12 protein-coding genes are annotated in these 12,645 nt (G+C 60.0%); 5 read left to right on the top strand and 7 right to left on the bottom strand.

Annotated features, from left to right (window positions below):
- Position 1: 1 nt before the first annotated feature.
- The 4 genes from ehuC to ehuR all read right to left on the bottom strand — a co-directional run bounded on the left by ehuC (position 2) and on the right by ehuR (position 3,938).
- Positions 2–661, bottom strand: a complete 660-nt coding sequence (ehuC, locus tag AC3WVQ_RS31830) for an ectoine/hydroxyectoine ABC transporter permease subunit EhuC (RefSeq protein WP_034794803.1) — start codon at positions 659–661, stop codon at positions 2–4.
- Between the two features lie 68 nt (positions 662–729).
- Positions 730–1,572, bottom strand: coding sequence for an ectoine/hydroxyectoine ABC transporter substrate-binding protein EhuB (gene ehuB, locus AC3WVQ_RS31825; RefSeq protein WP_034794936.1), 843 nt, complete (start codon positions 1,570–1,572; stop codon positions 730–732).
- A gap of 72 nt (positions 1,573–1,644) precedes the next feature.
- Positions 1,645–2,430 carry an ectoine/hydroxyectoine ABC transporter ATP-binding protein EhuA gene (gene ehuA / locus AC3WVQ_RS31820; RefSeq protein ID WP_034794806.1) on the bottom strand — a complete coding sequence of 262 codons (786 nt, stop codon included), beginning with the start codon at positions 2,428–2,430 and terminating at the stop codon, positions 1,645–1,647.
- Between the two features lie 122 nt (positions 2,431–2,552).
- Complete coding sequence (ehuR, locus tag AC3WVQ_RS31815) at positions 2,553–3,938, bottom strand: MocR-like ectoine utilization transcription factor EhuR (protein WP_060517353.1); 1,386 nt, start codon at positions 3,936–3,938, stop codon at positions 2,553–2,555.
- A 103-nt stretch (positions 3,939–4,041) separates the two neighbouring features.
- On the opposite strand from ehuR, the gene AC3WVQ_RS31810 reads away from it, so the two are divergent.
- The 5 genes from AC3WVQ_RS31810 to AC3WVQ_RS31790 all read left to right on the top strand — a co-directional run bounded on the left by AC3WVQ_RS31810 (position 4,042) and on the right by AC3WVQ_RS31790 (position 9,010).
- Positions 4,042–4,524 carry an Lrp/AsnC family transcriptional regulator gene (locus AC3WVQ_RS31810; protein ID WP_492383457.1) on the top strand — a complete coding sequence of 161 codons (483 nt, stop codon included), beginning with the start codon at positions 4,042–4,044 and terminating at the stop codon, positions 4,522–4,524.
- A gap of 118 nt (positions 4,525–4,642) precedes the next feature.
- Positions 4,643–6,139, top strand: a complete 1,497-nt coding sequence (locus AC3WVQ_RS31805) for an NAD-dependent succinate-semialdehyde dehydrogenase (protein WP_060608025.1) — start codon at positions 4,643–4,645, stop codon at positions 6,137–6,139.
- Positions 6,140–6,176: 37 nt separating this feature from the next.
- On the top strand, positions 6,177–7,565 hold the full coding sequence (locus tag AC3WVQ_RS31800; protein WP_492383456.1) for an aspartate aminotransferase family protein: 1,389 nt from the start codon (positions 6,177–6,179) through the stop codon (positions 7,563–7,565).
- A gap of 274 nt (positions 7,566–7,839) precedes the next feature.
- On the top strand, positions 7,840–8,304 hold the full coding sequence (locus tag AC3WVQ_RS31795) for a transposase (protein WP_492383455.1): 465 nt from the start codon (positions 7,840–7,842) through the stop codon (positions 8,302–8,304).
- 133 nt (positions 8,305–8,437) lie between these two features.
- Positions 8,438–9,010, top strand: a complete 573-nt coding sequence (locus tag AC3WVQ_RS31790) for a hypothetical protein (RefSeq protein WP_034794820.1) — start codon at positions 8,438–8,440, stop codon at positions 9,008–9,010.
- A gap of 314 nt (positions 9,011–9,324) precedes the next feature.
- Here the strand turns inward: AC3WVQ_RS31790 and AC3WVQ_RS31785 are convergent, their stop codons facing one another.
- The 3 genes from AC3WVQ_RS31785 to AC3WVQ_RS31775 form a co-directional block, all read right to left on the bottom strand.
- A complete protein-coding gene (locus AC3WVQ_RS31785; protein WP_210188555.1) occupies positions 9,325–9,693 on the bottom strand; it encodes a response regulator in 369 nt (122 codons plus the stop codon).
- A gap of 35 nt (positions 9,694–9,728) precedes the next feature.
- Positions 9,729–11,243, bottom strand: coding sequence for a sensor histidine kinase (locus AC3WVQ_RS31780; RefSeq protein WP_492383454.1), 1,515 nt, complete (start codon positions 11,241–11,243; stop codon positions 9,729–9,731).
- A gap of 335 nt (positions 11,244–11,578) precedes the next feature.
- The gene (locus tag AC3WVQ_RS31775) at positions 11,579–12,637 is read right to left on the bottom strand and encodes a response regulator (RefSeq protein WP_034794882.1); all 1,059 of its coding nucleotides are present in this window, start codon (positions 12,635–12,637) and stop codon (positions 11,579–11,581) included.
- Positions 12,638–12,645: the final 8 nt, after the last annotated feature.

Genomic DNA, 12,645 nt, shown 5'->3' with positions numbered 1-12,645 from the left:
GTCAGGTCCTCACGCCATCAAGGCCACGTGTTACCCGGCGTTCCAGCCAGCGCATGCCGTTGGAGATGGCGAGTGCCATCAGGAAGTAGAGCACGAGAATCGTTGCGAAAGGAACGAGCGTGCTGCCGGTCTGGGCGCGGACCACCTGGGCCTGAAAGGTCATGTCGGTGAGCGAGATCAGCGACACGACGGCCGTACCCTTCAAGAGCTCGATCGCGTTGTTGCAGAAGGTCGGAAGCATCAGCGGCAGGGCCTGCGGAAGGACAACGTAACGCATCGACTGATAGCGCGAGAGATTGAGCGCTATGCAGGCCTCGCGTTGCTCGCGGCCGATCGCTTTGACCGCGCCGCGCACGACCTCCGCCCCATAGGCTCCCACGTTCAGTCCCAGCGCCAGTACGCCGGCCTGAAGCGGCGACAAGGTGACGCCGGCGAATGGCAGCACGAAGTAGACCCAGAACAGCTGGACGAAGATCGACGTGCCGCGGAAAAACTCGATATAGGTGGTGGCAAGCGCGCGAACCACGAAAATGCGGCTGACGCGTCCAAGACCCGCGACGAATGCCATGACGAGCGCGAGCAAGGAGCCGAGCACGGTAAGCTCAAGCGTCACGAGCGCGCCTTCAAGGATCAGCCCTATGTAGCCGGACCAGTCGGTCATCGTTCTTCCATATACGAGGGAGCGGACTGCCTCTCCCCGGTTTGGGAAGAGGCCCGATTGCTGCGGCCTTACTTGGCGGCGCAGAGCTTTTCGCGGGTCGTCGACATCGCGGCCGCGGCAGAGAAGCCATAGGGTTCGATGATCTTGGCAAACTCGCCCGACTGCTTGAGCTTTGCGAGTTCCACGTCGAAGGCATCGCGCAAGGCTTCCTCGCCCTTCTTGAAGGCCGCGCCGTCGCAATAGACCGGCGCGCCTTCAACCGGCGCCACGACTTCGACACTGGGGTCGTTCGCCTTGGCGACAAGAGCGTTGATGGAAAGCACCGGCAGCGAATAGACGTCGATACGGCCGTCCTGCAGCATCTTCAGGCCGCTCTGGCCATCCGGAACGACAATGACACGATCGCGCGGGACGCCGGCTTCGAGCGCGAGCTTTTCTTCCGTACCGCCACCTGGCGCGCCGATCTTGGCGTCCGGGTTGTCGGCGATATCCTTGTAGCTCTTGAGCTTCAGCGGGTTGCCCTTTTTCAGCGCGAAGGCTTCGGCGTCACAAAGGATCGGTTCTGAATAGGCAACCGCGTTGCAACGTTCCGGCTTCATGAAGAGGCCAGCAGTGATGACATCATGACGGCCGGCCTGAAGACCCGGGATCATCGCGCCATATTCCGAGATCGAGGCGACGATGTCTTCGACACCGAGGCGCTTGAAGACCTCACGCGCGACGTCCGGAGCTGCGCCAGAAACTTTGCCGTCGGCGGCAACTGCCGTGAAGGGCGGTTCGTTGGCGATGGCGACACGGGCGAAACCCTGTTCCTTCAGTTCCTCAAGCTTGCCGTCGGCCCAGGCTGGCGCTGCGGCAACCATTGCCGTGAGGGCGCCCGCGCTGGCGGTTATGGTCAAATAGGTTCTCATGCTCATAGTTGCGAACTCCTCTGGCTGTCCCGGGTTTTTGTTTGGAGCCTTGTTTCCGGGCGGCAAAGCCGCTCAGACGCGGTGCCCTGCCGCGATGATCTTGCGCAGGAAGGTCTGCGTGCGTTCCTGCTTGGGCGTGCGGAAAATCTCGTCCGGCTTGCCCTCCTCGACGATCTTGCCGCGGTCGAAAAAGAGAATGCGATCGGCAAAATCATGGGCGAAACCCATCTCATGCGTGACGAGCAGCATGGTCATGTCTGTTTCGACCGCAAGCTTGCGCATGACATTCAGCACTTCTTCGACCAGTTCCGGGTCGAGTGCCGAGGTCACCTCGTCAAACAGCATGATCTTTGGCGAAAGAGCCAGCGCCCGGGCGATCGCAACGCGCTGCTTCTGTCCGCCGGACAATTGCGCGGGCATGCTCTTTGCCTTGTCGGCCATGCCCACCATGTCGAGAAGCTCCATCGCCCGCTTCTCCGCCGCGGCCTTCGCCATGCCTTTCGTCAGCATCGGCGCGAGCGTGACATTGTCGAGCACGCATTTGTGCGGGAAGAGATTGAAGTGCTGGAAGACCATGCCGATCTTCTCGCGCATCTTGTGCAGATGGCGGTCGTCGGCCGGCGCGAGGCTGCCGTTCTTCGGCATATGATATAGCTGGTCGCCGTCGACCTCGATATGGCCGCCGCTGATCGCCTCCAATGTCATGAGAATGCGCAGGATCGTTGTCTTGCCCGATCCGGAGGGACCGATAAGCGCCAGCTTTTCACCCGGCAGCACGTCCATCGACAAACCGTCGAGTACGGTCAAGGGACCGTAGCGTTTGGTGATGTTGTCGATGCGGATGATCGGCGCTGCCATGCATGTCTCTCCCTATTGAGACAAGTGATGGAGCAACGATGCGCGGCAAACAAAATCATGTCAATGTCAATAATAATATCAGTACAATTATTCTGACATCGCCCATTTGCAAGGCAGTTCACTCAAATCGCGAGCAACAGCGCTTCTGGATTTCCGCTGGCGAGTGAGGCGAGAATGCCAAGTCCGGTGCGCAATTCCTGCTCGGTGGTCGAGCCGAGCGAAATGCGCACCGCCGGCTGCCAACCCTGGTCGGCCGTGCGGAACGAAGAGCCGGGCGCAATAGCGACACCGCGCAGACGCGCCTGGGATACGAACCCTTCCTCCGCATGCCCTTCCGGTAAGGGTAGCCACACATGCAGGCTCTGCGGATGGCTATAATAGGGCAAGCCCGCAAGCGCATCCTCGGCGATCGCGTGACGAACGCCAAGTGCCCGGCGCTGCCAATTGACGAGTTCCATCGCCGTGCCGTCGCTGACCCAAAGTGTTGCGATCTCGGCGATTGAAGGCGTCGCCATCCAGTTGGAGACGAGATGGCGGTTGGCAACCGCTGCGACATAGCGATCCGGAGCGGCAAGATAGCCGATGCGCAGGCCCGGTACCGTGATCTTTGTGAAGCTGGTGACGTAGAGGGTGCGCTCCGGCGCATAGGCCGCAATCGGCGGCGCCCGACCTTCCACAAGCGGCCCCAGGATGTCGTTCTCGATGATCGCGATATCGTGGCGTCGTGCAACCTCGGCAAGCGCCTGCCGGCGCTCGGGCCCCATCAACGCCGCGGTCGGATTGATCACCGAGGGCTGGAGAAAGACGGCGCGGATGACGCCGGTGCGGCAAGCTTCATCCAACGCCTCGGGGATCATGCCTTCGCGATCGATCGGCAAGCCCTCGAGATGAAGGCCAAGGTAGCTGGAAAGCGGCACGAGCGTGTGGTGGCTGATCGCCTCGGTCGCAACGGTCGAGCCCGGCGGAGCGACGCTCATCAGCGCCACTGTCATGCCTGAGGTTGCGCCATTCGTCAGACTGATATTGAGGGGTGATACATCGAGACCGCACCGCGACAGCCACTCGGCCGCGACGGTGCGATGGCGCGGGAAAACCATATTCGGCCGGAAGGAAAGCGCCGAACTTGACGGCAGGTTCTCCGCCAGCCACCCGAAGGCTGCGCGCATGCGCTCCAGATGGAGTTGCTCGCACACGGGCTTCAGGATCGAGAGATCCACCAGTTCGCCAAGACGCTCCGGCAGGTAGGGTGGCTCAGGCTCCTTCGGCCTTGTCTGCACGAAGGAACCGCGACCAATTTCTCCGGAAATGAGCCCTCGTCGGATCAGTTCGTCGTAGGCGCGGCTGACGGTTTGCACGGAAAGTTTCAGGTCGTCGGCGAGCTTGCGATGCGGCAGCAGGCGCGTCCCGTTCGGCAGATGCCCTTCCTGGATGGCGCGGGCGATCTGCTCGGCGAGGGAGAGATAGGCCGGCCGGCGCAACTGGGATATGTCGGGTCGCCAATTTGTCATGATTTCAACAGTGCTCAAAATCAGTTCAATTGACAACGCCAAAATGGTTTCCCATTGTCTTTTCCTCCGCTTTGACACGATCCCCGCCCGGAGGGCGCCCCGAATGAAACTTGACGCCGTCGACCTGCGTATCCTGGAGGCGATCCAGCAGAACGGACGCATCACCAAGCTGGCGCTGGCGGAACGGGCGGGTCTATCACCAACGCCCTGCTGGCTGCGCCTGCGCAAGCTGGAAAAGGCCGGCATCGTCACGGGATATCACGCGCGTGTTGCGGTGCGACGCGTTGCCCCTGTTGCCAGCGTGATGATGGAGGTGACGCTCGCCAATCATCGGCAGGTGGATTTCGAACGCTTCGAACGGGCTGTCGCGACAACGCCCGAGATCGTGGCCTGCTGGTCGGTCGGCGGTGGCGTCGATTACATCCTGAAGATCGTGGCGCGTGATATCGATGCGTACCAGCGCCTTGTCGACAGCCTGCTTGACCGTGAGCTCGGCATCGACCGCTACTTCACCTACATCGTCACCAAGACGGTGAAGGAGGAGACCGTCCTTCCACTCGAGACGTTGCTTCCCCCTTCCGAATAGAGAGATTGTCTACGGCCGGGCCAATCTTTAGCCAAAGTCTCTGACGCCCACCCCGGCAATGGACAATCTGTCCCTCGCCCTCTGGCAGACTCCCTCCAGACACCAAGAGGAGGCTGCCATGACCGCCGTATTTGCCCGCACGACCTTTCACGACGCGCTTGCCCGCCTTGCCGATCCGCACCTCTTAAGGGAGCTCTCCTATGTCGGTGGGCGCTGGATTGCTAGCCGCGACGGCGCAGGCTTCAAGGTGACGGACCCTGCCTCGTCGGCGACGCTTGCCTGGGTCGCAGCCCTTGGTGCCGATGAGGCCGCAGAAGCCATCTCGGCGGCGAGTGACGCACTGCCCGCCTGGCGCAGCATGCTGCCGCAGCAGCGTTCCGCTATTCTTCGCAAGTGGCACGACCTGATACTGGAGGCGCGCGAGGACCTTGCGCTCTTGATGACGCTGGAACAGGGCAAACCACTCGCCGAATCGCGCGGTGAAATCGACTACGCGGCCTCCTTCGTCGAATGGTACGCGGAGGAAGGAAAGCGGCTGAATGCGGAAAGCGTCACCAGCCATCTGCCCGGAGCCGAAATGATCGTGCGGCGCGAGGCGCTGGGTGTCGTCGGGATCGTGACGCCGTGGAACTTCCCCTCAGCCATGATCACCCGGAAGGCCGCAGCTGCCCTTGCCGCCGGCTGCACGGTCGTTGCGCATCCCTCCAGCGAAACGCCGCTTTCAGCGCTCGCCCTTGCCGAACTTGGCGAGCGGGCTGGGCTTCCCGCGGGCGTCTTCAATGTGGTGACCGGCGATGCCGCCACGATCGTCGGCCGCATGAATGCCGATCCGCGTATTCGCGCCATGAGCTTCACCGGCTCGACCCAGATCGGCAAGCTGATTGCGGGCCAGTGCGCTGACACCATGAAGCGGATGGTGATGGAGCTCGGTGGCCATGCACCATTGATCGTCTTTGCCGATGCCGACATCGCGAAGGCTGCCGACATCGCAATGGCGGCGAAGTTCGCCACATCCGGGCAGGATTGCCTCGCCGCCAACCGCATTTATGTCGAGCGCCCTGCACTTGCGGACTTCACGCGGGCGTTCAAGGCTCGCATCGAAGCGCTGAAGGTTGCCTCGGGCCTCGAACCAGACGCCGAGATCGGCCCCCTGATGCACGAGCGTGCCATCGCCAAGGTGGAAGAACAGGTCGCCGATGCGCTGAAGCGCGGCGCAAAGCTGCTGGCGGGCGGCAAGCGCCACAAGACAGGCGCTCTGTTCTTCGAGCCGACCCTTTTGACGGATGTACCGGACGATGCGCTGATCATGCGTGAGGAGACCTTCGGCCCGGTTGCCGCGGTCACCGCCTTCGACAGCGAGACCGAAGTAGTCGCCCGGGCAAACGACACCGAGTACGGCCTCATCGCCTATGTCGTCACCGAAAACGGCGCGCGCCAGATGCGTCTTGCACGGGCTTTGGAGTACGGGATGGTCGCGATCAATCGGGTGAAAATCACCGGTGGACCGATCCCCTTCGGCGGCTGGAAACAGTCGGGCCTTGGCCGCGAAGGCTCCCGCCACGGCATCGAGGCCTTCACCGAACTCAAATATCTCTGCATCGATACGGCCGCCTGAGCGCAGGCGCCACATTTCATACGCGAAAGGAAAGACCATGCTCGAAAAAAGCAACGAACTCAGCGCCTGGGACCGTGATCACTTCTTCCACCCCTCCACGCATATGGGCATGCATGCGCGTGGTGAAACACCGACCCGGGTGATCGGCGGCGGCGAAGGTGTGTATATTACCGACACCAGCGGCAGGACGAGCCTTGATGCCTTTGCTGGCCTTTATTGCGTCAATGTGGGCTACGGCCGGCAGAAGATCGCAGACGCGATCGCCGAGCAGGCGAAGAACCTTGCTTATTATCACGCCTATGTCGGCCACGGTACGGAAGCGTCGATCACGCTTTCCAAGATGATCATCGATCGTGCGCCGGCGGGCATGAGCCGCGTCTATTTCGGTCTTTCAGGCTCCGATGCCAACGAGACCAACATCAAGCTGATCTGGTACTACAACAACATCCTTGGCCGGCCGGAAAAGAAGAAGATCATCTCCCGCTGGCGCGGCTATCACGGCTCCGGCGTCATGACGGGCTCTCTGACCGGCTTGCATCTATTCCACAACGCCTTTGACCTGCCGCGCGCGCCGATCCTGCACACCGAAGCACCCTACTTCTTCCGACGCCCCGATCGCTCGATGGATGAAGAGCAGTTCTCGCAATATTGCGCCGACAAGCTCGAGGAGATGATCCTTGCGGAAGAACCGGAGACGATCGCCGCCCTCATCGGCGAGCCGATCCTCGGTACTGGCGGCATCGTGCCGCCGCCGAAGGGCTACTGGCAGAAGGTCCAGGCTGTGCTCGAAAAATACGACATCCTGCTCGTCGCAGACGAGGTGGTGACCGGCTTCGGCCGCCTCGGCACCATGTTCGGATCGGACCACTACGGCATGAAGCCCGACCTCATCACCATTGCCAAGGGTCTGACCTCGGCCTACGCGCCGCTTTCCGGCACGATCGTATCGGATAAGATGTGGCAGGTGCTGGTGCAAGGATCTGACGAACTGGGCGCGATCGGCCATGGCTGGACCTATTCCGCCCATCCGATCTGTGCGGCCGCGGGGGTCGCCAACCTCGAACTGATCGACGAGTTGGGCCTGGTTGAAAATGCCGACAGCACGGGCGCTTATTTCCGCTCCGAATTGACGAAGGCACTCGCTGACCACAGACATGTGGGCGAAATACGTGGCGATGGCCTGATGGCCGCAATTGAGTTCGTCGAGGATAAGGACGACCGGGTATTTTTCGATCCGGCAAAGAAGATCGGCCCGCAAGTTGCGGCTGCCCTGCTTGAGCGCGGCGTCATCGGGCGGGCCATGCCGCAAGGTGATATCCTCGGCTTTGCGCCAGCGCTTTGCCTCACAAAGGATGAGGCCAATGTTGTGGTGAAAGCGGCGGTCGAGGCCGTCACATCTGTCCTTGGCAAAGCAAAGGCAAGATGAGTGCAGATGCCAATACACGCAATTTGAACCTTGTTGTCGATGGGGAAGTGCTACGCCGCCCCATCGACAACCGTTGAGCCAGCAGTGCAATGGAAGCCCTATTGGCGAACGCCGATCTCGACCCTCGGGTCTAACGTCGAGCTGTTCCGGCATGGAAAACATCTAGCCAATCCGTATACCCTATTGGATCGGCACCAAAAATCGACCGGCAAGTAATGTTGACTCTGGTCTTCACTCGGTTGAAAAAAGGGCGACCATAAAAAAGGGATCACTCATGCCTGACGAAAACACGACGCCAACCACCCTGGTTGCGGAGGACGCAACGACTGTGCACACACCCGAGCGAGTAAAGCGAAGCGCGACGAAGCGTCAGAAAGCGGCTGGGGAAACCACACGGGCGACTTCGAAGGCAACAGCATCAACGCAACCCACCAAGTCCCGTAAGTTCAGCGAACAAGATAAACTCGAGAAGCTGAGGCAGATCGGGGCCCAGGTCGCAGACGGCACGAGCACGATCAAAGATGCGATTAAAAGCGCAGGAATATCCGAGCAGACCTACTATAACTGGAAGGGTAGCTTAAAGGCGGATGATAAGACGAGCAAAAAGCCCGCGTCGGCCAGCGACGAGTTCGCCGAACTGGTGAAGCTCGACGCCGAGAACCAGAAGCTGCGAAAACTCCTGGCGGAAAAACTGCGCACTGAGAATGCCGACCTGCGCAAGAGGCTTGGCATAGATTGAGGCCCGGAGAAGCCACGCGCTGAGCGCTGTGGCTCCACCGCTCCTTTGGCGGGCGGCTGAGATGCGAGGTTGCACCCGACGTTGTGCAGCCGATCATGCCGCAGCACGTCGATCTACATTGGGTTCAAACTATATGAAAACGCCACAACGCAGGTTCGTTGTTGAGTTCAAGTCCGGCCGCCGTCAGCCAAAAGTGCAAGCGGGTTCGATCTGGGGCAACACAGATCTCAAGACCCTTGCGCGCGAGGTTGAAAACGAAGCGGCTCATCTGTTCGGCCGTCAAGAATTGAATGCCGACGGCGGCATTGATCCCGCCTCTGATGCTCATGTCCCGAGTTTTGTTGACGAACCGGCCGTGATCACGGCGCCCGAGCCGGCGAATGAGGTGGCTGACCAGGTCGCTGCGGCGCATTTAATTTCCAATGTCGCTGATGAAGCTCGCGAGACCGCAATCGGCCCGCTCACTGTCGCCAGGACCCGCGGTTTACCGAAACGCGCCAGCGGGAAGCATCCTCCCCGCCCCTCCCCGAGGACCGCTTCGGAACCTACAGAGCAACAGTCGGATCTGGAGTCGAGATCGGCGCCAACGATGGTCTTGGAAGAGTTGGTTTCACTTGATGCGGAAAACAGCCGCCTCCGAAAACTGCTGGGGGAACAACTCCGTGCGCAGAACGTAACTCTCAAGAAGATGCTGGAACGGTTTTAGTTTCCGCTCCTTCGTTGACGCTCCGATCCGCGACGGCCCGCGTCCAAGTGACGATCATTCGTGTCGATGGCACACAGATTGTAGATCCTTCCTCGATGACGTCGACGGAGCTCGGAGCTGCGCTGGCCTTCTTTTGGAGTGGCCTGCGACGGTCATGGAAACAGACGCCCCCCCGTCAGCGAGCAGGGCGACATTGCCGATCTGTAAGCCGGTGCAGGCCAAGAGCCACCATCGCGCCAAATGACGTTAGGCAATCGCACCAGAGGAGGCCGAAAGGACGGGCAGGCTACCTCGGGGCAGGGCATTCATTCTGATCACACGGATGAAGATGCCTCCCCGTTCTTCTGCTCAAGTACCGCGTCCAGCGCTTCCACCAGGACAGAGTTCGAAAACGGCTTGGAGAGAACTGGAGCTGTGTGGCTGGTCCCAAGCAAGGCCGACGTCCCATATCCGCTTAGGACAAGAAACGGAATCGATTGCTGATAACACGCGTCAGCCACGGGAAGCCCGCTGTGTCCCTGGAGGTTCATGTCGAGCACGACGACGTCGATTTTCGTCGCGTCGTTAAGTAATTGCAGCGCCCGATCCACAGTCGGAGCAAGGCCCACAATCTGCATTCCAGCCGCAAGCAGAGTGTCCTCGATTGACATTGCCACCAGCATTTCGTCTTCAACGACGAGCACTCGACGTCCCGCTAATGTTGTTGAAATTGTCAACTTTACTGCGCTCCCGAGGGCTGTTTGCTACTGAAATCCATGCTCATTGTGCATCTGAGGCCATCCGGTTCGAACCGCAGTTCGACCGGATATCCGAGTTCGTGGGCTAGACCTCGGTTTAGAACCCGTAGACCGAACCCTTGGCGGTCCGGTTCAGACGTCGGAGGTCCGCCGCGCTCCTCCCAAAGAATGCTGCATACCTCCTGGCATTGCCATGATAATGCGACCCGACCAACCTCGTTCGAAAGTGAACCGTGTTTGATCGCATTGGTCAGCAACTCGTTGAACGCCATGGAAAGCGCCAGAGCTTTTTTCGGATCGATGCGGATCGCAGCGCCTTGGATCGAGACGCGCCCGTCCTCAATCCAAGCGGTAAGAACCGTTTGAGCGATATCGCTCAGGTTTACGGCCTGCCAAGCCTCCCGCGTAAGCAAGTCGTGCGCCTTGGCAAGAACGAGCAGACGAGTGTTAAAAGCCTGGGCGAACGCCTCGGGCGTTTCGGAGCTTTTCAATGTTTGCTCCGCGAGGGAATTCACGGTAGCCAGGGTGTTCTTCACCCGATGATTGAGCTCTCCCACCAAGAGCTTCTGCCTCTTCTCCGCCCTTCTTTCCTCTGTTCGATCTCGGAAGATCTTGAGGTAGCGATCAGGCCCGCTCTCCTCGACACGAAGCATGACACCTGAGCCCCAAAACCGTGACCCATCCTTGCGATAGTGCCAACGCTCGTTCGCGGCACGTCCCGTTTCTGCCGCGGTTCGCATTTCCTGTTGTGGGATTTCCAAGGCTCGATCCTCAGGACTGAAGAAAATACTGCCGGAGAGACCAAGGACCTCGCTGTCGAGATAGCCCAAAAGGCGTTCAGCGCCACTGTTCCAGCTTGCGATCCGTCCGTCGGCGTCGAGCGTTATGATGGCATATTCGCTCGCGCTGTCGAGGATGACACGCAACCGTTCATTGGTGCGGCGAAGTCCCTCTTCGGCACGTTGATGCGCCTCTTCCGATTGCTTCCGCTCGATGCTGAACCCGAGTTGCCGGGCGATAGTGAGGCACAGGGTGGCTTCGTCAGCGGTATAGACGTGAGCGACGTCGCGGTAGGTCATGAATTTGCCAACGACGATGCCATCGACGGTCACAGGAATGAATGCGAGGGAGCGGATACCCTCCCCTCGTATGGCGTTCTTGAGCGCCTGAGGCTCGTCAGAAAGCTCTATGTCGCTTACGAAAATGGGAATAGGATCTCGATCTCCCGGCTTCCACGGCGAGTGTCCATCAACTGCCCGACGATAGTCCTCCGAGAGCCCGCGGGAAGCGACGAATCGCATCACTCCGTGGCGGTCAAAAAGCAGGATCGAAGCCCGCGAACACCCCAGCGCCCGCTCGATCGCATCGAATGTCGCATCGAAAGCATCGGTCTCGGACTCTGCGCGGTATAGTCCGTCCGTCAATTGGAACAGCGCCTCCAACTCGTCGGCCTTCTTAATCCAGGGCGTGTCGTCGGCAGGTTCACGTTGGCTCATATGCGCCCCGCTGGGACGAGCCCGTACGGGCTCGGTTTCGATAGGGACTGCGACAACGAGCGTTTATATTTCCGCAGGCCCGGGTAAAGTTTAGGTGTGGCAGGCAGACCGGAATTCAAGCCCGAGCAGCGTCGAGTCCCGTCCGCAGGGCGAATGAATATCTCTGGTCGCGCGCCCTTATAGAATGAGCGATTAACCTATTAAATGGGACGTCGGCGAGTACCGATTTTAGGAGCAACCGGGAATGGGCACTAACCCCGGTAAACTGCTCGATTAGCAGCTTTATGCCAGCACACCACAAACAAAAGTGCGTCAAGCGTCCTTGCGGGGACCGATCAGTTTTTTAAACTAGCTAGCGGGATGCGGAGCGCCAGACAAAGCCCATCTGTCCGCCAATTTCGCGCCAGCGATCCGTTCAATCCCAAGATTGCCGCTTTCTCCAACGTTGTTCCAAATCCCGTCCTTTCGGAGCTCTGGGACAACGGATGTGATCCGTGTTCACTCCACTTGACGTGAAGTTCTTCGTCGAAAGTCGAAAGGTCGATGCTCAATTGCCCCGCAGGGCCGGAAAGGGCACCATACTTGACAGCGTTGGTGGTCAGTTCGTGCAGAAGGAGCGCCATTGACGTCAGTGCCTTGTCGCCGAGGGGAGCGTCCGTTCCGGAGATCAGGATTCGAGAGCCGTGAGCGTGGTCGTGTGGCGCAACGATCGCCTTCAACAGAGCCACAACCGTCGTCGCAATATCTCCGCGATCGTCCTCCCCGACAAGGTCGGGCAGCGTAAGTTCGTGGGCGCGAGACAGTGCGTGTAGCCGCGACCGTAGATCAGCCTCTAGATCGGAAACGGTTGTGGCTTGCCTGGCGCTCACCGAGATCAACCCGGCGGTGAGGCTGAACAGGTTCTTGATGCGGTGATTGATTTCCCGCAGCAGAATATCCTTGTGCTCTGCTGCCTGCTTGAGCGCCTGCGCCTGGGCAGCGAGTTCATCTCGTTGAGCGGCGAGTTGCTGCCTTTGCCGGTACAGTTCGAAGAACACGTCGACTTTGCTTGACAGAACGTCCGGTTCAATCGGCTTTTGGATGAAGTCCACCGCGCCAGCCTCGTAGCCGCGAAAACGGCGTCGGCCGTCTGCAATACCCGCCGTCACAAAGATGATGGGAATGTGTCGCGTGCGTTCGTTGCCGCGCATCAACTCGGCAAGTTCGAAACCGTCCAGACCCGGCATCTGAACGTCGACAAGCGCGAGCGCCACGTCTTGTCGAAGCAGGATCTCAAGCGCCTGATCGCCGGACCGCGCCTTCATGAGAAGGCGATCGTCTCGGCGGAGCAGTGCCTCCAGCGATATGAGATTTTCCTCGAGGTCATCGACCAGTAGAAACGGGACGGGCTCCATAGTTGTTC

The sequence above is a fragment of the Ensifer sp. EB106-05-01-XG146 genome (genome assembly GCF_058791875.1).
This window is presented reverse-complemented; position numbering and strand designations above follow the sequence as displayed.